Source organism: Pseudomonas sp. P867, from assembly GCF_019891455.1.
Classification (GTDB): Bacteria; Pseudomonadota; Gammaproteobacteria; order Pseudomonadales; family Pseudomonadaceae; genus Aquipseudomonas; species Aquipseudomonas synxantha_A.
The window spans coordinates 735,913-759,731 of record NZ_JAFLXB010000001.1; the positions used below are offsets into that span (position 1 = coordinate 735,913).

A 23,819-nucleotide genomic window follows, 5' to 3' on the forward strand; every position below is an offset into this window, starting at 1 on the left:
CCTAATTGGCAGCGAATGATCAGCCTGCCACCAACACCCGAATCGCTTCCAGTCGCAGCGCCGCCTTGTCGAGCATGGCCAGGCCTTGCTCGCGTTGATTGCGCAAGGCAACCAGCTCGCTGTCACGCACGGTGGGGTTGACCGCTTGCAACGCGGTCAGGCGCGCCAGCTCTTCGTCGGTGTCTGCGGCCAGGCGGCGCTTGGCTTCGGCCACACGCTCGGCGTGACGCGGGGCGATTTTCTCTTCACCGGCATTGATGCGCGGCGTGAGCTGATCGCGCTGGGCCTGCACGAACTTGTTGGCACTGGCCCGTGGCACGCTTTCGAGCTGGTCATTCAAGGTCACGAACGACACCCGACCGGACAGGTCATTGCCATTGGCGTCCAGCAGGCAACGCAAAGCCGCTGGTGGCAGGTAACGGCCCAGTTGCAGCGAGCGCGGGGCAACCACTTCGCTGACATAGAGCAGTTCCAGCAGCACAGTGCCCGGCTTGAGCGCCTTGTTCTTGATCAGCGCCACGGCGGTGTTGCCCATGGAACCGGACAGCACCAGGTCCATGCCGCCTTGCACCATCGGGTGTTCCCAGGTGATGAACTGCATGTCTTCACGCGACAGCGCCTGGTTACGGTCGTAGGTGATGGTTACACCTTCGTCGTCACCCAGGGGGAAGCTGGCGTCGAGCATTTTTTCGCTGGGTTTCAAGATCAGCGCGTTTTCCGAATGGTCTTCGCTGTCGATACCGAAGGCGTCGAACAGGGTTTCCATATAGATCGGCAGGGCGAACTGGTCGTCTTGCTCAAGGATGTCCTCGACCAGCGCATCGCCTTCACCGGCGCCGCCGGAGTTGAGTTCCAGCAAGCGGTCACGACCGGTGTGCAGCTCCTGCTCCAGGCGTTCGCGCTCGGCACGGGCTTCGTCGATCAAGGCTTGCCACTCGCCGTCGTCGGCGGCTTCGAGCAATGGCAGCAGGCGCGGGCCGAACTGATGCTGCAAGGCGTTGCCGGTCGGGCAGGTGTTGAGGAAGGCGTTGAGCGCTTCGTGGTACCACTGGAACAGGCGCTGTTGCGGGCTGGTTTCCAGGTACGGTACGTGCAGTTCGATCACGTGTTTCTGGCCGATCCGGTCCAGACGACCGATACGCTGTTCCAGCAGGTCGGGGTGGGACGGCAGGTCGAACAGCACCAGGTGGTGGGAGAATTGGAAGTTGCGGCCTTCACTGCCGATTTCCGAACAGATCAGCACTTGGGCGCCGAACTCTTCATCGGCAAAGTAGGCGGCGGCGCGGTCACGCTCGAGGATGTTCATGCCCTCGTGGAACACCGTGGCCGGGATGCCGGAGCGCACGCGCAAGGCGTCTTCCAGGTCCATGGCGGTTTCGGCGTGGGCGCAGATCACCAGGACCTTGGTGCGCTTGAGCATTTTCAGCTGATCGATCAGCCACTCGACACGCGGGTCGAAACGCCACCAGCGGTTTTCTTCCTCGATATCCGGCTGCGCCTGGAAACTGACTTCCGGGTACAGCTCGGCGTGTTCGCCCAACGGCAGTTCGAGGTACTCATCCGGGTTCGGCAGCGGGTAGGCGTGCAGCTTGCGCTCGGGGAAGCCTTGCACGGCAGCGCGGGTGTTGCGGAACAGCACGCGGCCGGTGCCGTGGCGGTCGAGCAGTTCACGCACCAGGCGCGCACTGGCTTCGCTGTCGCCATCGTTGACGGCGCTGAGCAGGGCTTCGCCTTCGTTACCGAGGAAACCCTGGATGGTCTTGTGCGCGGCCGGAGACAGGCGGCCCTTGTCGAGCAGCTCCTGCACGGCTTCGGCCACCGGGCGATAGTTTTCGCTCTCGGCGCGGAAGGCTTGCAGGTCGTGGAAACGGTTCGGGTCCAGCAGGCGCAGGCGCGCAAAGTGGCTGTCCTGGCCCAGTTGTTCCGGGGTGGCGGTGAGCAGCAGCACGCCTGGGATCACTTCAGCCAGTTGTTCGACCAGCGAGTATTCGGCGCTGGCCTTGTCTTCATGCCACACCAGGTGGTGCGCTTCGTCGACCACCAGCAAATCCCAGCCAGCGGCGAACAACGCGTCCTGGGCTTTCTCGTCGTCCACCAGCCATTCCAGCGCAACGAGTGCAAGCTGGGTGTCTTCGAACGGGTTGGTGGCATCGCTTTCGATAAAGCGTTCTTCGTCGAACAGCGCGACCTGCAGGTTGAAGCGGCGGCGCATTTCCACCAGCCACTGGTGCTGCAGGTTTTCCGGGACCAGGATCAGCACACGGCTGGCGCGGCCCGAGAGCAGTTGGCGATGGATCACAAGGCCCGCTTCGATGGTCTTGCCCAGGCCCACTTCGTCAGCCAGCAAGACCCGCGGCGCGATACGGTCAGCGACTTCACGGGCGATGTGCAGTTGGTGCGCAATAGGTTGTGCACGCACGCCACCCAGGCCCCACAACGAGGACTGCAACTGGCGGCTGGTGTGTTCCAGCGTGTGGTAGCGCAGCGAGAACCACGCCAGCGGGTCGATCTGCCCGGCGAACAGACGGTCGCTGGCCAGGCGGAACTGGATGAAGTTGGACAGTTGGGTTTCCGGCAGGGTGACCTGCTCGTTCTGCCCATTGAGGCCGTGGTAGACCAGCAGGCCGTCGACGTCGTCGACTTCCTGTACGGTCATTTTCCAGCCTTCGAAATGGGTGATGGTGTCACCCGGCGAAAACCTCACGCGAGTGAGGGGCGCATTCCGTAGCGCATACTGGCGGGTGTCGCCAGTGGCCGGATAGAGCACGGTCAACAAGCGCCCGTCCTGTGCCAGAACGGTGCCTAACCCCAGCTCTGCTTCGCTGTCACTAATCCAGCGTTGCCCCGGTTGATACTGCTGCGCCATGCTGCCTGACTCCCGCCGTGAAAAAGCCGACTATCTTAACGGAACAAGCCCTTGCGCCCAAGGACTCTGACAAAAACTACTCCGTTTGGCCGGCGGGCAGAGTGCTGAATCGACGGGTGGCGGGCACTTGCGAGTGTCGACTGAGTCACAGCTTGGCGAGCCTGCGCTCAAGTCGCCCTGCAACCCGCCGACAGCCTGTTGATCAGGAGAATAACTATCATGCTGCCACCCATGCTGCCCGTCAGTGTTGTGCCGGTCACGTCGCAACTCGATCCGGCACGCCAGAAGCCGGATATTCCGCCGGTGGTGCCCGTTCAACCGGGCTCCAGCGAGAGCACGATCGACCTGAAAAAAGGCGATGCCGAGCAATCGACCTTTCTGTTGCGCGAAGAGCAGCGTCGTCAGCAGGAGCAGCACAAGCGTCGGCGCGAAGCCGACGATGACGCCGAGCAGCATTTGCCTATCCCCGGTGACTTGCTCAATGCTGACAACACGGTGCCCGTGGCGCCGCTGATCGAAGACGCGCCGCGCCAGGGCTTGTGGGTGGACATCGAGGTTTAAGCGTTCAATTCATGCAGGGCCTTGATCAACAGTTCGATATCGTCATCGGTGTTGAGTGGGCTGACGGAGAGGCGCGCAATACTGCGCAACCCACGTGCTTGCATATCCAGCGGCGTATAGGCCACGCCGTTGGCACCGATGTTGATGCGCTTTAACCCCAAGCGCCGCTTGAGTTCAAAGCTATCCCAGCCGGCCAGGTTGAAAGCGATCAAGCCCGAATGTTTACTGCCCAGGTCATGCAGGCTAATCCCAGGTATCTGATGCAGCGCTTCGCGGATTCGGGCGCTGGTCTGCGAGATCCTTTCCCACACCCGCTCGATCCCCAGTCGATTGATCTCTTGCAATGCATTGCCCAAGCCCGCCAGCAGGGCGACGGACACTTCGCTGGTTTCGAAGCGCCGGGCGTCGTTGCGCAGGTCGAAGCCGTCGGTGGTCCAGGGCGCCGAAAACACGTCGCGTTGGGCCGGGTTCAGTTGCCCAAGAAAGTCCGGCCTGACATACAGCAGTGCAGTACCGCGCGGGCCGCGCAGGTGTTTGCGGCCGGCGGATTTGAGCACGTCACACTGCAACGCTTGCACATCCACCGGTAATTGGCCGACGGCTTGGCCTGCGTCGATAAAGTAGGGGATGGCGTGACGACGAGCCACTTCGCCGATGGCCTGGGCCGGGTTGATCAGGCCGCCGTTGGCCGGCAGCCAGGCAAGGTCGATCAGCTTCACGTGGGCGTCGAGCATCGCTTCCAGTGCTACCGGGCAAACCGCGCCGGTGGCATCACAGGGGATAACTTCCACGCGCGCGCCCGCTTGCACGGCCAACTCCATGCTCGCCAGGTTGCCGCCCCATTCATGGCGCCCCACCAGGATGCGGTCGCCCGGCCGCCAAGGCCCCAGGGCCTGGAACGCCATGCTCCAGGCCGTTGAGCCACTGCTGGCGAAGGCAATCGAGGAGGGCGGTGCATTGAGCAGTTGCCCGGCGGCGCGGCGGGCATTTTCCACCAGCACGGCGCCCTGTTCGCCGGCTTCCATCGGGCCGTTGCGGGCTTCGTGTTGCAACTGTTCGATGATGGCGTCCAGCGTCGCCTGGCTGGGCAAGGACGCCCCGGCATGGTTGAAGTGCACAAGGCCCGACTGGCAACCGGGCGTGGCCTCCCGCAGTTGTTGGACGTCCAGCGGGCTCATGGCTGCAGCTCGAAAATGGCATCCACCTCCACGGCGACGCCAGCCGGCAAGCTGCTGACGCCTACGGCGGTGCGTACGTGCCGGCCTTTGTCACCGAGGGCGTTGACCAGCAGGTTCGAGGCGCCATTGGCGACCACGCTCTGGCGCTGGAAATCAGCGCTGCTGGCGATGAAGACGCCCAGACGCAGGATGCGCACCACGCGCGACAGGTCATCGCCCAGCGCATCGCTCAATTGCCCCAGCAGGCCCAGCGCCGCCAGTTCCGCCGCCTGGGCGCCTTCTTCATCGCTGAGGGAATCGCCTAGCCGGCCTATATAGGCAGGTTTGCCATCGAGTATGGGAATTTGCCCGGAAATGAACAGCTGGTGTTGGCTGACGACATGGTTGATGTAATTGGCAGCTGGTTGATTGGGTGTGGGCAGTGTCAGGCCGAGTGTGTGTACGCGTTGGCGAATGGAATCGGTCATGCTGAAAACCTCTGGGTTCAGGAGGTTTGAGCATGTTGGCTGTTGCGATGGACGACAAACGGATAGATCTCAATCGACGTATCGAAAAAACTCACCCATCCGCACACAGGTGCTTCAACCACTGGCTGAAGCATTCGGCTGCTTCGCCGAGTGGGCTCTGGGGAGCGATCAGCCAATAGCCGATTTCGCTGTGATAGGGCGGCCAGTCAAAGGCTTCCACCAGGCTGCCGTCCTGGAGCCTGCGTTCGATCAGGCGATGGCGGCCCATGGCGATACCTTGGCCGGCCACGGTAGCCTCGACCACGATGTTGTAGTCATGCAGCATCACCCTGGGGTGGTGATCGAGGTTGACCTGGTAATGGGCGGCCCAATCCGTCCACTCGAAAGGACGGTGCGAGGTCGCCATCAGTAGGGGGCCTTTGGTTACCTGGCTGGCCTTGAACGCGGGGCTGCACACGGGTGACAAGGTTTCGGCCATCAGGCGCGTGGCCTGCACGTCGGGCCAATCGCCCTTGCCGTAACGGATGGCCAGGTCAACTTCGGCCGTGGCGACATTGGCCAGTTGAATCGCAGGCAGCAACTCCACCTGGATATGCGGGTAGCGCTGCAGAAACTCGGCCAGACGCGATGCCAGCCATAGCGTGGCGAAAGACGCCAATACGCCGATGCGCAACACGCTGGCGCTGGGTACACCCCGTTGGCTGCGTGTCGCAGTAGCGATGGCGTCCAGGGCTGGGCGGATTTGGTCGTAGTAATGTTGCCCGGCCAAGGTCAGATCAATCGCACGGGTACGCCGGATAAACAGCGGCTTGCCCAAATGCTGTTCAAGCTTATGCACCTGGTGGCTCAGCGCACTTTGGGTCACCGACAATTCGCCCGCGGCCTTGATAAAGCTCAAGTGCCGCGCCACGGCCTCGAAGGCGCGCAGGGCCAACAGCGGTGGAAGGTCGTTGTGCAAGGCCACCGGATGGCGCCTCCTGGGTAAGGGGGAAAGTGCCGATTTTGGTCGATGACCTGCATTTTGTCGCCCGCTGATTTGCCGTCGGGCGGGGCAGGCCGCATTATTGGGCCATTCCCGCCACGACGTAAGCCAAGCCATGAGTGATGACGACAAGCTGATCGACCTGAATGCCGAACGCGCCAAGCGCGTGCACGACCTCAATGACAAACGCTTGAATGAAGTGCGCCAAGCCTTTGAACAAGCCATGCCCTTGGGCAAACCCAAGAAGAAGTCGAAGAACAAACCGAAAAAGCGTTGAAACAGCCTGCATCTGTTGATGCAGGTCAGTTATTACCCTTCTTTACGCCCCGTTACGGGCGACATTGATCCCGGTCAATTTCCCGCTGCGTCTTCTCCATTAACTTAGCCCTATCGCAACAGGGCACGTGCAGGAGGCCGGTCATGTTTTTCGATAATGTGGTTTTTGCCGGAGTGCTGACTGTCAGCCTCATGGTGCTGTTTTTTGTAGGGTTTGGATTTTTTATCTGGAAGGACGCGAACAAGCGTAAAAAACCTTAAGTCTTTCCGGGTTACATGGGCACGCAAGGCATTTTGGGCGACTTCGGTCGCCCTTTTTTTTGGCCGATTATTTTGATTGGCAGTGCAAAACCCAGCTATAAAAAAAGGTGCGACCCTCGCGGATCGCACCTTTTCTATTGCCGGCTGGCTATCAGTTACCCAATGCCTTGGACGCCAACCAGAACAAACCGGCCGACAGGCCGACGGTTGCCGGCAAGGTCAATACCCAGGCCATCAGGATGGTCTTGACGGTACCGCCTTGCAGGCCGCTCTTGTTGGCAACCATGGTACCCGCCACACCGGAAGACAGCACGTGAGTGGTGGACACCGGCAGGGCGAAGATGTTGGCAAAGCCGATCATGGTTGCGGTGGTGATCTGCGCCGACATGCCCTGGGCATAGGTCATGCCCTGCTTGCCGATCTTCTCGCCAATGGTCAGTACCACGCGCTTCCAACCCACCATGGTGCCCAGGCCCAGGGCCAGCGCAACCGCGAGGATCACCCAGAAGGGGGCGTACTCGGTAGTAGCGGTCAGGTCTTTGCGCAGCTTGTCGAGGTCGGACTTCTCGCGGGAATCCAGGCCTGGCAGCTTGCCGACTTTCTTCGCGGTGTCGTCCAGGCAAAGCAGGTAGCGACGCACTTCGATGCGATGATCTGCGGTCAGCGAGTGGTAGTCCGAGACGCCCTTGAGGGTGCCCAGCAGCGCGTTGATCGTCGGCTCGGTCTGCTGCGGGTTGCAGCGGAATTTGCCCGGCAGATCATCCTTCACGCTTTTGCCCAGGGCCAGGAACTCGCCGAGGGTCTCGTGGTTGCGCTGGTAGAACTGGTTCAGGTGCAGGGTTGCGTCACGGGTACGCTCGATCTGGTAGGTGGTGCTGCCCAGGTCCAATACGAACTGCGCCGGCACGATACCGATCAGCACCAGCATGATCAGGCCGATGCCTTTCTGGCCATCGTTGGAGCCGTGCACGAAGCTCACGGCCATGGCCGAGATCACCAATACCAGGCGGTTCCAGAACGGCGGGTGCTTCTTGTCGTCGAGCTTGCGGCGCTGGTCCGGGGTCTTGTGCATCTTCGACAGCGGGCGCCACCACTTCAGGCCGATCAGCACCAGGGCTGCGACCAGGAAGCCGGCCATCGGCGAGAACACCAGGGACGCACCGATATCCACGGCCTTTTGCCAGTTCACACCGTCAGCCAGGGGGATGTCGTTGATCAGGGCGTTGGCCAGGCCGACACCGAGGATCGAGCCGATCAGGGTGTGGGAGCTGGAGGCGGGAATACCGAAGTACCAGGTGCCCAGGTTCCAGGTGATCGCCGCCGCCAATAACGAGAAGACCATCGCCAGGCCATGGCCGGTGTTCACATTGATCAGCAACTCCACCGGCAGCAAATGCACGATGGCGTAGGCGACACCGACACCACCGAGCAACACGCCGAGGAAATTGAAGACCCCGGAGAAGAACACGGCCAGGTGTGGCGGCATGGCTTTGGTATAGATGACTGTGGCCACCGCGTTAGCGGTGTCATGAAAGCCATTGATGAACTCGAAGGCGAGGACAAAGGCCAGGGCGAGCAGCAGGCTCACTAGAACCCAAGCATCCAGTCCGCTGAATAAATCGATCATGAAGGTTTTCTGACCCGGTCGTAAGGGGGCGCGATTATGCCAGAAAACATCGGTAATCGATGCATTGACTGCTCATCGGTAACAATCTTCGTCGCACAAGCCCGGGCAAAACGGACGCATCCCAGGGTTTTCGGGGCTTTGGCAAGTCTTTGATTTATAAAGCGCAGGCCGCAAAAGGCCGGCATTTGTCATGAAAACGTCATGCCTGAAACATTTGTATGAAATTTCGTGCGCAGCTGTAGGTGACTGACCAACGGGCGCTGACGCAAGGGGCTCCCTGCCGGTGGTGGACCGGCAGAGACAGCAGGGCCCTGCCTACTCGCACCGAAGCGCTTATGGCTCTTCGGTTTTGAGTTCCTGTTCGATCTTCTGGATTTCCTGGGCAAATGCCTGATCCAGCAGGCTGGCGCGTTTGCGCCATGGCTTGCGTTCCGGCTCAGGTTGCGCGGCGTAGGTGGTGACTTCCCCGCCGTAGACGTCCTTGTAACGTTGCTCCTGGCGCTCAAGTTCGGCGCGCAGTTCATCTTTCGTCACAGTATTACCTAATTGTGTGAAGTTTATTGATTGCGCAGTGTCGCGCTTCAACAGTCGTCCTCGGGCGATTCCAAATAAAACAGTAGAAACCGTTCAAGTTGAAAAGCAGGCCTGAGGGCAGTTCTTTTAAGCGGCTACTTGTGGCCGGCGCGGCTTACGTCCTCCAGCGCCTGGCGAGCTCCCATCCCGATAGTGATACCGGGCCGACCTCTGCACAGGTTGCATTATAGCGGCGCATTTGAATAACACTATCATCATAAAGTTAAAAAGCGTCAACGGTGCAGGGGAGGGTGTTATGGATGGGCATCACTATTTGTGAACAGCGTCATCATATTGTCGCCACCTGTTCTAAATAAAAGCGTAAATCTGCGCACTTCTCAGATCATCAGGCAAATCTGAAACTTGGCCGCGGCGGCGGCTGCCCTAGCCTGACAAATTGCGATAATCGCATGATCGTCCGATAATCGCCCAATGTTGCTGGCGCTGGCTTGTGCATCGCGATCGGCACGGCTTGTAATAGCGGCCAACCCTCCCGTGGTAAGAACAAGAGACAGGACCCTGGAAATGAACGATCAATTGCGCAACTCCTTCGCATCAGTGGCGCCGCCGATCGTGGCTTCACCGGCCAAGCGCATCCAGGCGTTCACCGGTGATCCGGACTTCATGACGTCCCTGGCCCGTGGCCTGGCCGTGGTGCAAGCGTTCCAGGAGCGCAAGCGTCACCTGACCATCGCCCAGATCAGCCACCGCACGGAAATCCCCCGCGCCGCTGTGCGCCGTTGCCTGCATACCTTGATCAAACTCGGCTACGCCACCACGGATGGGCGTACCTACTCGCTATTGCCTAAAGTGCTGACGCTCGGTCATGCCTATTTGTCGTCCACACCGTTGGCCGTCTCGGCCCAACCTTATCTGGACCGCATGAGCGAGCAGCTCCATGAAGCCTGCAACATGGCCACCCTTGAAGGCGACGATATTCTCTACATCGCACGTTCGGCCACGACTCAGCGTCTGATTTCCGTGGACCTTTCAGTCGGCGGTCGGCTGCCGGCCTATTGCACGTCCATGGGGCGCATCCTCCTGGCGGCCCTGGATGATGCCTCGCTGCAGGATTACCTCGACCACGCAGACCTGCAAACCAAGACCAGCCGCACGCTCACGACTCCCCAAGCCTTGTTCGAATGCTTGCAACAGGTACGTCAGCAAGGCTGGTGCATCGTCGATCAGGAATTGGAGCAGGGCCTGCGTTCCATCGCGGTGCCGGTGTATGACGCATCCGGCCAGGTGTTGGCCGCACTGAACGTCAGCACCCATGCCGGGCGCGTCAGCCGCAGCGAGCTGGAACAGCGTTTTCTGCCGAGTATGCTCACCGCCAGCCGTGAGTTGAGCGCGCAACTGTTTGCCTAAGCTGTTCGGTGACCGCACAGATCCCGGTCGGCTCGATTGACGGTGTTTCCCCTGGCTTATTAATGTGCGGCAGCGCTTCAAAGCGCCGCCTAACAATAATGATGACCTGAGGTCATCGGCCCGCCATCGGTGTGGAATAAAAATAATGAATCAGCCTTCTGTCGGTACCCCCCTGGACGTGCAGTCCTTTATCAACACCCAGCCATTGTCACGCTACCAGTGGCGCGTGGTGATCCTGTGTTTCCTGATTGTCTTTCTTGACGGCCTCGATACGGCGGCGATGGGTTTTATTGCGCCGGCCCTGTCCCAGGACTGGGGCATCGACCGCGCCAGCCTTGGCCCGGTGATGAGCGCCGCGTTGATCGGCATGGTGTTCGGCGCACTCGGGTCCGGCCCGCTGGCCGACCGCTTTGGCCGCAAAGTCGTGTTGGTCGGCGCGGTACTGGTATTTGGCGCGTTCAGCCTGGCCTCGGCCTACAGCACCAATGTCGACCAGTTGCTGGTGCTGCGCTTTCTGACCGGGCTGGGTCTGGGCGCGGGTATGCCCAATGCCACGACCTTGCTCTCCGAATACACCCCCGAGCGTCATAAGTCGTTGTTGGTCACCAGCATGTTTTGCGGTTTCAACCTGGGCATGGCCGGTGGTGGGTTTATCTCGGCCAAGTTGATCCCGGCGTTTGGCTGGCACAGCTTGTTGCTGATCGGCGGCATCCTGCCATTGATCCTCGCGGGGGTGCTGTTGGTGTGGCTGCCGGAGTCGGCGCGTTACCTGGTAGTGCGTAATCGCGGTACCGACAAGGTACGCAAGGCCCTGGCACCCATTGAGCCCAATATCGTGGCCCAGGCCGGCAGCTTCAGCGTGCCGGAGCAAGCAACCGTCAAGGCTCGCAACGTGTTCGCGGTGATTTTCTCGGGCACCTACAGCGCCGGCACCTTGCTGCTGTGGCTCACTTACTTCATGGGCCTGGTGATTGTTTACCTGCTGACCAGTTGGCTGCCCACCTTGATGCGCGACAGTGGCGCCAGCATGGAGCAGGCGGCATTTATCGGCGCGTTGTTCCAGTTCGGCGGGGTGTTGAGCGCAGTGGGCGTGGGCTGGGCAATGGATCGGTTCAACCCGCACAAAGTGATCGGGACTTTCTACCTGCTGGCCGGGGTGTTTGCCTACGCGGTAGGGCAAAGCCTTGGCAATATCACTTTATTGGCAACGTTAGTGCTGATCGCCGGGATGTGCGTCAACGGTGCGCAGTCAGCGATGCCGTCTCTGGCCGCACGTTTTTACCCTACCCAGGGGCGTGCCACCGGTGTGTCGTGGATGCTTGGCATTGGCCGCTTCGGCGCGATCCTGGGTGCGTGGATGGGGGCCACCTTGCTGGGCCTGGGCTGGAATTTCGAGCAGGTGCTCACGGCACTGGTGATTCCGGCGGCACTCGCCACTGCAGCCGTGTTGATCAAGGGCATGGTCAGCCATGCCGACGCCACTTAAGCCTTGATGGGACTCAAATGTGGGAGGGGGCTTGCTCCCGATTGCGGGGTGTCAGTCAAAAAATTTGTTGGCTGATCCACCGCTATCGGGAGCAAGCCTTCCCACATTTGAATTGCGTTCGCTTAGACGATTAGCTAGACAACAATCTGTTCGATAATCGAACGCTGAGTCGATTATCGGATTGTTCGGCCCATTTCCCCGGCTTAATCTTCAAGCACTTCGGCGCCACCTCAGCGCCTTTTTCGATCAACACCGGGAGCCCAACCCCATGGCTGAAATCCTCACCCTGCGTGATGCGGTCAAGCGCTTTGTGAACGACGGCGATACCGTCGCTCTCGAAGGTTTTACCCACCTGATCCCAACGGCCGCAGGTCATGAAATCATTCGTCAGGGTAAGAAAGACCTGACGCTGGTGCGTATGACGCCCGACCTGATCTACGACCAATTGATCGGTGCTGGCTGCGCGCGCAAGTTGATTTTTTCCTGGGGCGGCAACCCGGGTGTGGGCTCCCTGCATCGGTTGCGCGACGCGGTGGAGAAGCAATGGCCGCAACCGCTGGAGATCGAAGAACACAGCCACGCCGACTTGGCCAATGCCTACGTCGCCGGTGCCTCGGGCCTGCCGTTCGCGGTGCTGCGTGCCTACGCTGGTTCCGACTTGCCCAAGGTCAACCCGCTGATCAAGACCGTCACGTGCCCATTCACCGGCGAAGTGCTGGCGGCGGTGCCGTCGGTACGTCCGGATGTCACCGTGATTCACGCGCAGAAAGCCGATCGCAAGGGCAACGTGTTGCTCTGGGGCATTCTCGGGGTACAGAAGGAAGCGGCCCTGGCGGCTCAGCGTTGCATTGTCACCGTGGAAGAAATCGTCGATGACCTCAATGCGCCGATGAACAGTTGCGTGTTGCCGACCTGGGCACTGACCGCGGTGTGCCATGTGCCGGGTGGCGCACATCCTTCCTACGCTCATGGCTACAACGAGCGGGATAACCGCTTCTACCAGGCGTGGGACCCGATTGCTCGCGACCGTGGGACCTTTACCGCCTGGATTGATGAATTCATCCACGGCACTGCTGATTTCAGCGAGTTCCAGGCCAAGCTGGCCACCGCGCAGGAGGCCAAGTAATGACCTACTCCACCAATGAAATGATGACCGTCGCCGCTGCACGCCGCTTGAAGAACGGTTCAGTGTGCTTCGTCGGTATCGGCCTGCCGTCCAAGGCCGCCAACCTGGCGCGGCTGACGTCCTCACCCGATGTAGTGCTGATCTACGAGTCCGGCCCGATTGGCGCCAAGCCCAGCGTGTTGCCGCTGTCAATCGGCGATGGCGAGTTGGCCGAGACCGCCGACACTGTGGTGCCCACCGGTGAGATCTTTCGCTATTGGCTGCAGGGCGGGCGCATTGACGTGGGCTTTCTCGGTGCGGCCCAGGTCGACCGTTTCGGCAATATCAACACCACCGTGGTCGGTGATTATCACCAGCCCAAAGTGCGTTTGCCGGGTGCCGGTGGGGCGCCGGAGATCGCCGGTTCCGCCAAGAGCGTGCTGATCATCCTTAAACAGTCGTCCCGTTCGTTTGTCGACAAACTGGACTTCATCACCTCCGTCGGTCACGGCGAAGGTGGCGACTCACGCAAGCGTCTTGGCCTGCCCGGTGCCGGCCCCGTCGGCATCATTACCGACCTGTGCATCATGGAACCGGAGGAGGGCAGCCATGAGTTCGTGGTCACCGCGCTGCACCCCGGCGTGACCCGCGAGCAAGTGGTCGCTGCCACCGGCTGGGCGATTCGCTTTGCCGACCAGGTCAGCACCACGGCAGAACCGACCGAGACAGAACTGACCGCGCTGCGCGAGCTTGAAGCCCGCACCGCCGCCGCCCATGGCCAAGCACCGGGAGAAGCCTGATGCGCGAGGTATTTATCTGTGATGCCATTCGCACACCTATCGGTCGTTTCGGCGGTGGGCTGTCCACGGTGCGTGCCGATGACCTGGCGGCGCTGCCGATCAAGGCCCTGATCGAGCGCAACCCGTCGGTGGACTGGGACGCGGTGGACGAAGTCTTTTTGGGCTGTGCCAACCAGGCCGGCGAAGACAACCGTAACGTGGCGCGCATGGCACTGTTGCTGGCGGGGCTGCCGGACAGCATTCCGGGCGTGACCCTCAACCGTCTGTGCGCCTCGGGCATGGATGCCATCGGCACGGCCTTTCGCGCTATTGCCAGTGGCGAAATGGAGCTGGCGATTGCTGGCGGTGTCGAGTCGATGTCCCGTGCTCCGTTCGTGATGGGCAAGGCCGATGCTGCGTTTTCGCGCAGCATGAAGCTGGAAGACACCACCATCGGCTGGCGTTTCATCAATCCGTTGATGAAGGCCCAGTACGGCGTGGATGCCATGCCGCAGACCGCCGATAACGTCGCCGACGACTACCAGGTTTCCCGCGCCGACCAGGATGCTTTCGCCTTGCGCAGCCAGCAGCGGACCGCCGCTGCGCAAGCCGCCGGTTTCTTCGCCGAGGAAATAGTGCCGGTACGGGTTGCCCATAAAAAAGGCGAAACCCTGGTGGAACACGACGAACACCCGCGTGACACCAGCCTGCAAGCCCTGGCCAAACTCAAGCCGGTCAACGGCCCGGACAAGACCGTCACCGCCGGCAATGCCTCAGGGGTCAATGACGGTGCCGCCGCGCTGATTCTGGCATCCGCCGACGCCGTCAAGAAACACGGCCTCACCGCGCGCGCCCGGGTGTTGGGCATGGCCAGTGCCGGTGTCGCACCGCGCGTAATGGGTATCGGCCCGGTGCCGGCGGTGCGCAAGCTGGTGGAACGCCTGGGGTTGGCGGTCACCGACTTCGACGTGATCGAGCTTAACGAAGCCTTCGCCAGCCAGGGTCTGGCGGTGCTGCGCGAGCTGGGTATTGCCGACGATGCACCTCAGGTCAACCCGAACGGCGGTGCCATTGCGCTGGGTCATCCCCTGGGCATGAGCGGTGCGCGGCTGGTGTTGACGGCCCTGCACCAGTTGGAAAAAACCGGCGGCAGCAAAGGCCTGGCGACCATGTGCGTGGGCGTCGGCCAAGGCCTGGCCCTGGCGATTGAACGCGTCTAATAAAAGAGGATTGCTCCATGAGTGACAAGCCTGGTTACCGGCGCCCGCAAGCGGGCACTCAACCTGATTACCTGCACCCGGCGTATCAGTCGACGAACCTGCGTTCGCCGTCCCAGCCGTTGGTGTTCCTGCCCCATTCCTTGTCGGAAATCACCGGCCCGACGATCGGCGCCGAGCGCATCAATGACAAGGACAACGACCTGACCGCCCAGCATGAAGGCGAGCCTCAAGGCGAGCGCATCATCATTCATGGCCGTGTGCTGGACGAGAATGGCTTGCCGGTGCCGGGCATTCTCGTGGAGATCTGGCAGGCCAACGCGGCCGGGCGCTACAACCACAAGCGTGACCTGCACGACGCGCCGCTGGACCCGAACTTCACCGGCACCGGGCGTACCGTTACCGACGCCGATGGCTGGTACCAGTTCCAAACCATCAAGCCCGGCGCCTACCCGTGGGGCAACCATCACAATGCATGGCGCCCGGCGCATATCCACTTTTCGCTGTTCGGCCCCAGTGTGCTGACGCGCTTGGTGACGCAGATGTATTTCCCTGGCGACCCTTTGCTCGAATACGACCCGATCTACAACTGCGTGCCGGATACCCGCGCCAAGGAACGCCTGATCGCGCGTTTCGACCTGGAAAAAACCGTCCCTTCCTACGCCCTCGGTTACCGCTGGGACATCGTCCTGCGCGGCCGCGACGCCACGCCGATGGAGAAATGAGATGACACTCAACGCGACCACGTCCCACACCGTCGGGCCGTATTACCACATTGGCCTGACCTGGCTGAACCGCGAAGACATGACTGTAGCCGCCACACTCGGCGAGCGCGTGGCGATCAGCGGCCAGGTAGTGGACGGCAACGGTGATGTCGTCAACGACGCCATGCTGGAAGTCTGGCAGGCCAATGCTGCCGGTAAATATGACCACCCTGAGGATGAACAGGACAAGGCGGTCGATCCGCACTTTGAAGGTTTTGGCCGGGTGCCGGTGGATGCTGAAGGGCGGTTCCGCTTTACCACCATCAAGCCAGGCAGTGTGCCGGGATTGAAAGGCACGACCCAGGCGCCGCATCTGGTGGTACTGGTGTTTGCCCGGGGGTTGGTAAAGCACTTGCTCACGCGGATTTATTTTGACGGTGAGGCGCTCAACGGCGATGACCCGCTGTTGGCGTGTGTACCGGCTGAGCGTCGTAGCACCTTGATTGCCAAGCCGGATGCGCAGGGTGTGTATCAGTGGAATGTGATTTTGCAGGGGACAGACAAGGAAACGGTGTTCTTCGATTACTGAGTTGGCTGTAGGGCCTCATCGGGGGCGGTGCGACGATTCGACTTGCTCCCGATGAGGCCCTCCCAGTCACTACATACCCAAAAGTCTGCTTGCGGAACATGGTTGTTGCAAAGTATGTCTAGGCTATAACCGTTCCCACTGAGTAAAAAACCATGACAACAACAACGAGTCACTACACCGGAGAAGAACGCCGCAAACGGATTTTTGCGATTGTCGGGGCTTCCTCCGGCAACCTGGTCGAATGGTTCGACTTCTACGTCTACGCCTTCTGCGCAATCTATTTTGCCCCGGCGTTTTTCCCCTCGGACGACCCCACGGTGCAACTGCTCAACACCGCCGGTGTGTTCGCCGCCGGGTTCCTGATGCGGCCGATCGGCGGCTGGCTGTTTGGCCGGGTGGCCGACAAGCACGGGCGCAAGAACTCGATGATGATCTCGGTGCTGATGATGTGCGCCGGTTCCCTGGTCATCGCCTTCCTGCCCACCTACAACGACATCGGTGCCTGGGCCCCGGCGCTGCTGCTGGTGGCGCGGCTGTTCCAGGGCTTGTCGGTGGGTGGCGAATACGGCACCACGGCGACCTACATGAGTGAAGTTGCGCTCAAGGGCCAGCGCGGTTTCTTCGCTTCGTTCCAGTACGTGACCCTGATCGGCGGCCAGTTGCTGGCGGTGCTGGTGGTGGTGATCCTGCAACAGATCCTCACCGAAGAAGAACTGCGTGCCTGGGGCTGGCGCATTCCGTTTGTAATCGGCGCCATCGCCGCGGTGATCTCCCTGCTGCTGCGTCGCACCCTGAAAGAAACAACCAGCAAGGAAATGCGTCAGGACAAGGACGCCGGCAGCATCGTCGCGCTGTTCCGTGACCACGGCAAAGCCTTCATCACTGTGCTGGGCTACACCGCTGGCGGCTCGCTGATTTTCTACACGTTCACCACTTACATGCAGAAGTACCTGGTTAACACTGTCGGTATGCACGCCAAGACGTCCAGCTACATCATGACCGGCGCGCTGTTTCTGTACATGTGCATGCAGCCGCTGTTCGGCATGTTGGCCGACAAGATCGGGCGACGTAATTCCATGCTCTGGTTCGCCGGCCTTGGCACCTTGTTCACTGTGCCGATCCTGTTGACCTTGAAAACCGTGACCAGCCCGTTCCTGGCGTTTGTACTGATCACCCTGGCCTTGGCGATTGTCAGCTTCTACACCTCCATCAGCGGCCTGGTCAAAGCCGAGATGTTCCCGCCCCAGGTGCGTGCCTTGGGTGTGGGCCTGGCATATGCCGTGGCTAACGCGGTGTTTGGCGGTTCGGCGGAAGTGGTCGCACTGAGCCTGAAATCCATCGGCATGGAAAACACCTTCTATTGGTACGTCACTGCGATGATGGCGGTGGCCTTCCTGTTCAGCTTGCGCCTGCCTAAACAGGCGGCGTACCTGCATCACGATTTGTAAGGGATGAGTTATGACGCTGCGCACGAGCAATCAACTGTTCGACGCTTACTTCACCGCCGCCAGCATGGCCGAAGTGTTCTGTGACCAGGGACGTTTGCAGGGCATGCTGGATTTCGAGGCGGCGCTGGCCCGGGCCCAGGCTCGGGTCGGGTTGATTCCCAAGGCTGCCGTCGCGCCGATTGCCCAGGCGTGCCTGGCTTCGCTGTATGACGTCGATGCGCTTGGCGCGGCCATTGCCACGGCGGGTAATTCCGCGATTCCTGTGGTGAAGGCGCTGGGCAAGTTGATCGCCAGCGAAGATGCCGACGCCGAGCGTTATGTGCATCTGGGCGCGACCAGTCAAGATGTGATGGACACCGGCCTGGTGCTGCAAGTGCGTCAGGCGCTGGTGCTGATCGAGGCGGATTTGGCGCGCCTGGGGGACGTGCTGGCTGCCCAGGCGCAGCGCCACGCCGCCGTGCCGTTGGCTGGCCGCACCTGGCTGCAGCACGCGACACCGGTCACCCTGGGCATGAAAATCGCCGGTTGGCTGGGCGCCGTGACACGCAGTCGTCAGCGCCTTGCCGAATTGAAACCGCGCCTGTTTGTCGTGCAATTTGGCGGTGCGTCCGGCACCTTGGCTGCGCTCGGCGAACACGCCATGCCTGTTGCCGAAGCCTTGGCCGCCGAGTTGCAACTGGGCTTGCCGGAACAGCCCTGGCACACCCAGCGCGATCGCCTGGTGGAATTTGCCAGCGTGCTCGGCCTGATCGCCGGCAGCCTCGGCAAGCTGGGTCGCGATATCAGCCTGTTGATGCAAACCGAGGCGGCAGAGGTGTTTGAGCCCGCCGCGCCGGGCAAGGGCGGTTCATCGACCATGCCGCACAAACGCAACCCCGTAGGCGCCGCCGTATTGATCAGCGCTGCCACCCGCGTGCCGGGCCTGGTCGCGACGATGTTCAGCGCCATGCCCCAGGAGCACGAACGCAGCCTGGGCCTGTGGCACGCCGAATGGGAAACCTTGCCAGAGATTTGCCGCCTGGTGTCCGGCGCCTTGCAACAGGCGCTGCTGGTGAGTGAAGGGCTGGAGGTCGATACCGCGCGCATGGCGCAGAATCTCGATCTGACCCAGGGCCTGGTGTTGGCTGAAGCAGTCAGCATCGTGCTTGCCCAACGCCTGGGCCGCGATACCGCACACCACCTGCTGGAGCAATGCTGCAAACGCGCCGTGGCCGAGCAGCGTCACTTGCGCGCCGTGCTGGCGGATGAGTCCCAGGTGACTGCCGAGTTGTCAGCGGCTGAACTGGACCGGCTGCTCGACCCGGCTCATTACCTGGGCCAAGCCCAGACCTGGGTCACGCGTGCCGTGACTGAACACTTTGCTTTGACTGCCTGAGGAGACTGCTGTGGCTTTTGTACAACTCGCCGAGGGCGAATTGCATTACCAATTGGACGGGCCGGTGGATGCACCGGTGCTGGTACTGTCCAACTCTCTGGGCACCGACCTGCACATGTGGGACGTGCAGATCCCGGCGTTCACCGAGCATTTTCGCGTGTTGCGTTTCGATACCCGCGGTCACGGCAAGTCCCTGGTGACCGAGGGTCCCTACAGCATCGAACAACTGGGGCGAGACGTGCTTGCGTTGCTGGATGCGCTGGATATCCAGCGTGCGCATTTTTGCGGCCTGTCCATGGGCGGCTTGATCGGCCAATGGCTGGGCATCCACGCCGGCGAGCGTTTGCGGCGTCTGGTGGTGTGCAATACCGCCGCCAAGATCGGCACGCCTGAGGTTTGGAACCCGCGCATCGAAATGGTCCTGCGTGACGGCGCCGCTGCGATGGTGGCGCTACGCGATGCTTCGATTGCGCGCTGGTTTACCGCGGATTTCGCTGCGGCCAACCCGCACCAGGCCAAGCAGATCACCGACATGCTCGCGGCCACATCGCCCGAGGGCTACGCCGCCAATTGCGGCGCCGTGCGCGACGCGGATTTTCGTGAGCAACTGTCGTTGATCAAGGTGCCGACCCTGGTGATTGCCGGCACTGAAGATGCGGTGACACCGCCGGCTGGCAGCCACTTTATCCAGCACCATGTGCAGCGCGCCGAATACGCCGAGTTCTATGCGGCGCACCTGTCCAACGTGCAAGCCGGCGCTGCCTTCAGCGACCGCGTGATCAACTTTCTGCTGGCTCGCTGAGGAGCGTTTTGTGGACGAGAAACAACGTTATGCCGATGGCCTGCAGGTGCGCCGCGAAGTGCTGGGCGATGCTCATGTCGACCGCAGCCTTAATGCCCTCACCGAGTTCAACAGCGAGTTCCAGGAAATGATCACGCGCCATGCCTGGGGCGATATCTGGACGCGCCCCGGGCTGCCTCGGCATACCCGCAGCCTGATCACCATCGCCATGCTGATCGGCATGAACCGCAGTGAAGAGCTGAAACTGCACCTGCGTGCGGCCGCCAGCAATGGTGTGACCCGCGCCGAGATCAAGGAAGTGCTGATGCAGAGTGCGATCTATTGCGGAATACCGGCGGCGAATGCGACGTTTCACTTGGCCGAGTCGGTGTGGGATGAGCTCGGGGTTGAATCGCGCGCGTAATTGGCGAGAAGACCCGCCCGTGATCATCGGGCGGGCAGTATTCATGAGATTACGCCAGCGTGGGGTTCAGGCACTGGTCCCGACAGGTTTGTAGTTTTGCGTGGTATAGCGCTGCCTCAAATTGGGCTCTTCTTCACCCGAAACGAACCCGCCGCCACTGTATAAAGTGCCTGCTTTACCCTCGCCCATGTTGATAAAGGCATAGTTCTTTACATTAGAGTCGATGGTGACTTTATCGTCTCCGTCTCCGGCTTGAATGAACAGCCTGGAACCACCTGCTGGATCGTTTTTAATAGGCAGGAGGAATTTTTGCCCATTCACTTCAGCTAACAATGAATTGTCTTCTGCTGCGCTGATACGAATAGTGTCATTGCCGCTGCCGGCGGTTATTTGCATGACGCCGTCGCCGAACTGTCTTGGGTTGGCGTTTGGCGAGAACTTGAAGGTGGTCTCGTCATGTTTGAACTCGGCGCCTTTTTGCAGGTGAGGTGCAATGGCGATGATTCCGGGTTGCGAGAATGTTTTCACGCCCGCTGACTCGGGGGCGGAGGTATAGCCATTGGTCCCGGAAACCGTGTGGTTGTCGTTAAGACTCACAGTGGTTTGGAACCAGATGTCGTCTGCAATCGTGACGTGGTCATCGCCACCCTTGGTTTTTATTTCCACGGTCTCGGTCATGCCGCCAGCATTCTGAACCGGTAACAGGTATCGCCTGCCGTTTATTTCTGCGACGACCCCAATGTCCGGAAGACTCTTGAGGTGAACGTTGTCTGCACTATTACCGGTTTCGATGGTGACTTTGTTGCGCAGCATGGGAACGCCGTGAAAACTGCCTTCATGAGCCGTTGCCGAGGTGATCTTGACGTTGCCGTTATCGTACGTGTGAGTGGTCGGGGTACTGGTGAGGGCGCGTGGCACTTCGGTGATGGGGCTTGATTCGATGGGCTGTTGTGCTGGAGCCGTAGCTGCGGAATTGGCGGGTTTATCCATCGCGGAGTTAACACGCTGGCCGGCCAGCGAGGTAGCAACCTGATCCTTCGCGAAGCGCGCAGGTTTGGCGGTGTTCGCCGGTAGAAAGTTATTTTCTTTACGGTGCAGCGGGTGGAGGGAGTCTGAGTGTTTTTTATCGCGGTGAATGGATTTTTCGTTAGGGCTGTAAAGGCTGTGCGAATAGTTGTTCTGTAAGGGAGTTGTCAACATGACTAAGTCCTTTTAAAGGTTGGCAAGTGTGAGAAGGTTGGGCAGTGCGCGGTAAGTCTTGCGAACTACTGATCCGATAGTGGGCGGGAAGGAGTACTGAGTTCCAACGCCACTTGTTTCACTTTCCTACGTATTCAAAGGGCTTATGGTTAGTGGGTGGTTAATAAGGTGGGCGTGGTGGGGCAGGATGGGACTACCTGTCTGACTTAAATATCTTACTGTTGTAATTGTTTGTAGCTTTCAGTGTGAGTCCGCATCCCATATCCAGTTCCATACACCCGGCAAATGGACCTCTTCATTCACATCCTTCACGGTACGTGCCAGTGCTGCGCGTTCCAGCATGGCGGTGTCGGTGTAGAACGGCTCGGAAGCAGTCTTCACTCCGTTGATTCGCGCGCTGTCCATCAGGATCTGCATGTATTCCTGCATATGCCGGGCGGTGTAGCGGTTGATGTCATGGAAGGTCACTACCACCGGTATCACGCCTTCCACCATCGGCAGTTCACCCAGCGCGATGCGCTCACGCACGACCGACAGCTGCCGATACAAATTGGCCCGCCGGCGCGGGCTGGCGTTGAAGCCCCAGATCTTGCCGTCATTGGCACTGAGGTCCGTCAGCAGTACGTGCATGCCATGCCGCTGGTAGGCGGCGAAGGTACGGCGGTCGTAGTTCCAGAACGGAGGGCGTACCAGCACGGGCGGCGTGCCGGTGATGGCGGCAATGTCTGTCGCACCTTCGGTGAGGGTGTATTCCAGCTCTGCATCGTTCAGCCAGCGGTGATTGGTATGAAACGCCGTCGCCGTGTGGAAGGCCAGTACATGGCCAGCGGCGAATTCACGTTCCATGGTCTTGCGCCCGCGAGAACTGCCGCCGGAGCGAGCGGCTTCGGTCTGAGAGAAGAACACCGCCTTGATCCCAGGCAATACCGGGTTATTTGCCAGATCCGCCACGACCGAACGGCTCGGGTTGTTGTAGCCCGAGGCGCTGGGGCCGTCATCGAAGGTCAGCAGAAAGCGGATCGGCGCCTGGGCTTGCAAGCGTTGCTGGGTTGCCGGCGTCAGGGCAATGGGCGCGCCGATGCAGCCGCTCAGGCTCAGGGCCAAGGCAAACACTACGCTCGCTGCGGCAAAGGGTTTCATCAGGTACGCAGGCTCGATAAAGGCCGCTGCTGGGGGGATCAGCAGCGGCAGGCGCGCACCATACAGCAAGTCCGGCGCCGGTTTACAGCAGACTGATGGGGTAGCTGACGATCAACCGGTTTTCGTCGAATTCGTTGTTGCTGTAGTCGCGGCGCATGCTCGAATTACGCCAGCGCACCGTGAGGTTTTTCAGGCCGCCGCTCTGCACGGTGTAGCCCACTTCACTTTCGCGGCCCCACTCCTTGCCGTCGGTGATAGTGCCGGTGTGCACGTTGCTGCCGCTGATATAGCGGTTCATCAGGGTCAGGCCAGGAATGCCCAGGGCGGCAAAGTTGTAGTCGTGGCGCACTTGCCAGGATTTTTCCTCGGCGTTGTCGTAACTGGAGTTATAGCTGTCGTTGGCCAGGGTGCCGCCACTGGTGCCGTTGACGCGCATCCAGGCGCTGTTGCCGGTGAGTTTTTGCAGGCCAACGTAGAAGGTATTGCCGCCGTACCTGGCAGAAAGCAAGCCGGACCAGGTTTTGTTGTCCAGGTTACCTGCGCGGGCGCTGCCGTCGTCCTTGCCGTAGAAGAACCCGAGGTTGGCGCCGAGGGTCCAGGCGCCGACAGGCTGGCTGTGGATCAGGTTGAGATACTGCTGGCTGTAGATGTCCTTGAGCTGGGCATTCCATACGCCGACCTGGGTGCGCTTGTCGTTGAATGCGTACTCGGCACCTTGGAAATTGAAACGGTCGGAAGTGAAGGCGGTTTTGCCGAACATCGACATGTCGCTCATGCTGCCGTCGTCACGCGGGCTGTTGGCGCGGAACTGGCCGCCATACAGGGTCAGGCCGTCGATTTCCTTCGAGGTGATCTGCCCGCCGCGCAGGGTCTGCGGCAGGGAGCGGCCGTCGTCGGAACGCAAGATCGGCAGCACCGGCATCCATTCGCCTACCTTCAGCTCTGTCTTGGAAAACCGCGCCTTGAACGCCACGCCCAGGCGCCCGAACTCATCCGCCGGACGGCCATCATGGTCCAGCGGCAGCAACTGGGTGCCGCCCGTGCCGCGCCCGCCATCAAGCTTGAGCGAGTACAGGCCCAGCACATCCACACCAAAACCCACGGTGCCTTGGGTAAAGCCGGACTTGGCGTCGAGGATGAAACTCTGCGTCCACTCCTGCGCGCCACCCTGGGCCTTGGTCGGGTTGGTGTAATTGCGGTTGAAGAAGAAGTTACGCAGGTTGAGGTTGGCGCTGGCATCTTCAAGAAAACCGTGTTCTTCGGCGATTGCAGGAACGGCAAGACTGCCGACAGCGGCAGCCAGCAACAGCTGGCGCGGGTGAAAAGTGCTCATGGTGTTGGACCTGTTGTTATTGGGTTTATGCAGGTGGCGGCCATGGTGCGCGGCGGTATGGGGGCGATGAAAGTGGGGG

General features: G+C 60.8%; 23 protein-coding genes. 14 read left to right on the top strand and 9 right to left on the bottom strand.

From position 1 onward, the window contains the following. Positions 1-19: 19 nt before the first annotated feature. Positions 20-2,866, bottom strand: a complete 2,847-nt coding sequence (gene rapA / locus J1G33_RS03370) for an RNA polymerase-associated protein RapA (protein WP_032877330.1) — start codon at positions 2,864-2,866, stop codon at positions 20-22. Positions 2,867-3,085: 219 nt separating this feature from the next. Here rapA and J1G33_RS03375 point away from each other — a divergent pair, with 219 nt between their 5' ends. Then, positions 3,086-3,427: a hypothetical protein gene (locus J1G33_RS03375; RefSeq protein WP_032877329.1), complete on the top strand. Its 342-nt coding sequence runs from the start codon at positions 3,086-3,088 to the stop codon at positions 3,425-3,427. Here the strand turns inward: J1G33_RS03375 and J1G33_RS03380 are convergent. The 3 genes from J1G33_RS03380 to J1G33_RS03390 form a co-directional block, all read right to left on the bottom strand. After that, positions 3,424-4,605, bottom strand: coding sequence for an aminotransferase class V-fold PLP-dependent enzyme (locus J1G33_RS03380; protein WP_223017684.1), 1,182 nt, complete (start codon positions 4,603-4,605; stop codon positions 3,424-3,426). The two genes, J1G33_RS03375 and J1G33_RS03380, sit on opposite strands and share 4 nt — an antisense overlap. Continuing rightward, complete coding sequence (locus tag J1G33_RS03385; protein WP_216090850.1) at positions 4,602-5,072, bottom strand: RidA family protein; 471 nt, start codon at positions 5,070-5,072, stop codon at positions 4,602-4,604. Before J1G33_RS03385 ends, J1G33_RS03380 begins: the two co-directional genes overlap by 4 nt. Before the next feature lie 91 nt (positions 5,073-5,163). Further along, a complete protein-coding gene (locus J1G33_RS03390; protein ID WP_223017685.1) occupies positions 5,164-6,036 on the bottom strand; it encodes a LysR substrate-binding domain-containing protein in 873 nt (290 codons plus the stop codon). Between the two features lie 133 nt (positions 6,037-6,169). On the opposite strand from J1G33_RS03390, the gene J1G33_RS03395 reads away from it, so the two are divergent. Beyond that, a complete protein-coding gene (locus J1G33_RS03395) occupies positions 6,170-6,331 on the top strand; it encodes a hypothetical protein (RefSeq protein ID WP_005785860.1) in 162 nt (53 codons plus the stop codon). A 143-nt stretch (positions 6,332-6,474) separates the two neighbouring features. Then, positions 6,475-6,591, top strand: a complete 117-nt coding sequence (ccoM, locus tag J1G33_RS28050) for a cytochrome c oxidase subunit CcoM (RefSeq protein ID WP_019817835.1) — start codon at positions 6,475-6,477, stop codon at positions 6,589-6,591. A gap of 151 nt (positions 6,592-6,742) precedes the next feature. Here the strand turns inward: ccoM and J1G33_RS03400 are convergent, their stop codons facing one another. Continuing rightward, positions 6,743-8,218, bottom strand: coding sequence for an inorganic phosphate transporter (locus J1G33_RS03400; protein WP_003189291.1), 1,476 nt, complete (start codon positions 8,216-8,218; stop codon positions 6,743-6,745). Between the two features lie 333 nt (positions 8,219-8,551). After that, the gene (locus J1G33_RS03405) at positions 8,552-8,752 is read right to left on the bottom strand and encodes a hypothetical protein (RefSeq protein ID WP_003189295.1); all 201 of its coding nucleotides are present in this window, start codon (positions 8,750-8,752) and stop codon (positions 8,552-8,554) included. Positions 8,753-9,316: 564 nt separating this feature from the next. Between J1G33_RS03405 and pcaR the strand changes: the two genes are divergently transcribed. From pcaR to pcaC, 11 genes are all read left to right on the top strand, one after another. Continuing rightward, positions 9,317-10,159 (top strand): pca regulon transcriptional regulator PcaR, encoded by an 843-nt coding sequence (gene pcaR / locus J1G33_RS03410; RefSeq protein ID WP_032877325.1) that lies wholly within the window; start codon positions 9,317-9,319, stop codon positions 10,157-10,159. Positions 10,160-10,304: 145 nt separating this feature from the next. Further along, a complete protein-coding gene (locus J1G33_RS03415; protein ID WP_032877324.1) occupies positions 10,305-11,645 on the top strand; it encodes an MFS transporter in 1,341 nt (446 codons plus the stop codon). Positions 11,646-11,913: 268 nt separating this feature from the next. Beyond that, a complete protein-coding gene (locus J1G33_RS03420; protein WP_005785868.1) occupies positions 11,914-12,771 on the top strand; it encodes a CoA transferase subunit A in 858 nt (285 codons plus the stop codon). Continuing rightward, on the top strand, positions 12,771-13,550 hold the full coding sequence (locus J1G33_RS03425; RefSeq protein WP_005785870.1) for a CoA-transferase subunit beta: 780 nt from the start codon (positions 12,771-12,773) through the stop codon (positions 13,548-13,550). Before J1G33_RS03420 ends, J1G33_RS03425 begins: the two co-directional genes overlap by 1 nt. Continuing rightward, a complete protein-coding gene (pcaF, locus tag J1G33_RS03430) occupies positions 13,547-14,749 on the top strand; it encodes a 3-oxoadipyl-CoA thiolase (protein WP_179119797.1) in 1,203 nt (400 codons plus the stop codon). The genes J1G33_RS03425 and pcaF overlap by 4 nt, the downstream gene beginning before the upstream one ends. A gap of 17 nt (positions 14,750-14,766) precedes the next feature. Then, positions 14,767-15,471, top strand: coding sequence for a protocatechuate 3,4-dioxygenase subunit beta (pcaH, locus tag J1G33_RS03435; RefSeq protein WP_005785874.1), 705 nt, complete (start codon positions 14,767-14,769; stop codon positions 15,469-15,471). A gap of 1 nt (position 15,472) precedes the next feature. Continuing rightward, positions 15,473-16,039, top strand: a complete 567-nt coding sequence (pcaG, locus tag J1G33_RS03440) for a protocatechuate 3,4-dioxygenase subunit alpha (RefSeq protein ID WP_032877322.1) — start codon at positions 15,473-15,475, stop codon at positions 16,037-16,039. Positions 16,040-16,191: 152 nt separating this feature from the next. Beyond that, positions 16,192-17,487, top strand: coding sequence for an MFS family transporter (locus J1G33_RS03445; protein WP_032877321.1), 1,296 nt, complete (start codon positions 16,192-16,194; stop codon positions 17,485-17,487). Positions 17,488-17,497: 10 nt separating this feature from the next. Next, positions 17,498-18,862 (top strand): 3-carboxy-cis,cis-muconate cycloisomerase, encoded by a 1,365-nt coding sequence (locus tag J1G33_RS03450; protein ID WP_223017686.1) that lies wholly within the window; start codon positions 17,498-17,500, stop codon positions 18,860-18,862. 10 nt (positions 18,863-18,872) lie between these two features. After that, positions 18,873-19,664 (top strand): 3-oxoadipate enol-lactonase, encoded by a 792-nt coding sequence (pcaD, locus tag J1G33_RS03455; protein ID WP_032877319.1) that lies wholly within the window; start codon positions 18,873-18,875, stop codon positions 19,662-19,664. Between the two features lie 10 nt (positions 19,665-19,674). Continuing rightward, positions 19,675-20,067 (top strand): 4-carboxymuconolactone decarboxylase, encoded by a 393-nt coding sequence (pcaC, locus tag J1G33_RS03460; protein WP_005785883.1) that lies wholly within the window; start codon positions 19,675-19,677, stop codon positions 20,065-20,067. Between the two features lie 66 nt (positions 20,068-20,133). On the opposite strand, the gene J1G33_RS03465 is transcribed toward pcaC, so the two are convergent. The 3 genes from J1G33_RS03465 to J1G33_RS03475 form a co-directional block, all read right to left on the bottom strand. Beyond that, on the bottom strand, positions 20,134-21,267 hold the full coding sequence (locus J1G33_RS03465; RefSeq protein ID WP_223017687.1) for a hypothetical protein: 1,134 nt from the start codon (positions 21,265-21,267) through the stop codon (positions 20,134-20,136). Positions 21,268-21,507: 240 nt separating this feature from the next. Then, entirely contained in the window at positions 21,508-22,407 is a 900-nt protein-coding gene (locus J1G33_RS03470) for a polysaccharide deacetylase family protein (protein ID WP_223017700.1), read from the bottom strand. A gap of 82 nt (positions 22,408-22,489) precedes the next feature. After that, positions 22,490-23,740: an OprD family porin gene (locus J1G33_RS03475; RefSeq protein WP_032877317.1), complete on the bottom strand. Its 1,251-nt coding sequence runs from the start codon at positions 23,738-23,740 to the stop codon at positions 22,490-22,492. Positions 23,741-23,819 lie beyond the last annotated feature (79 nt).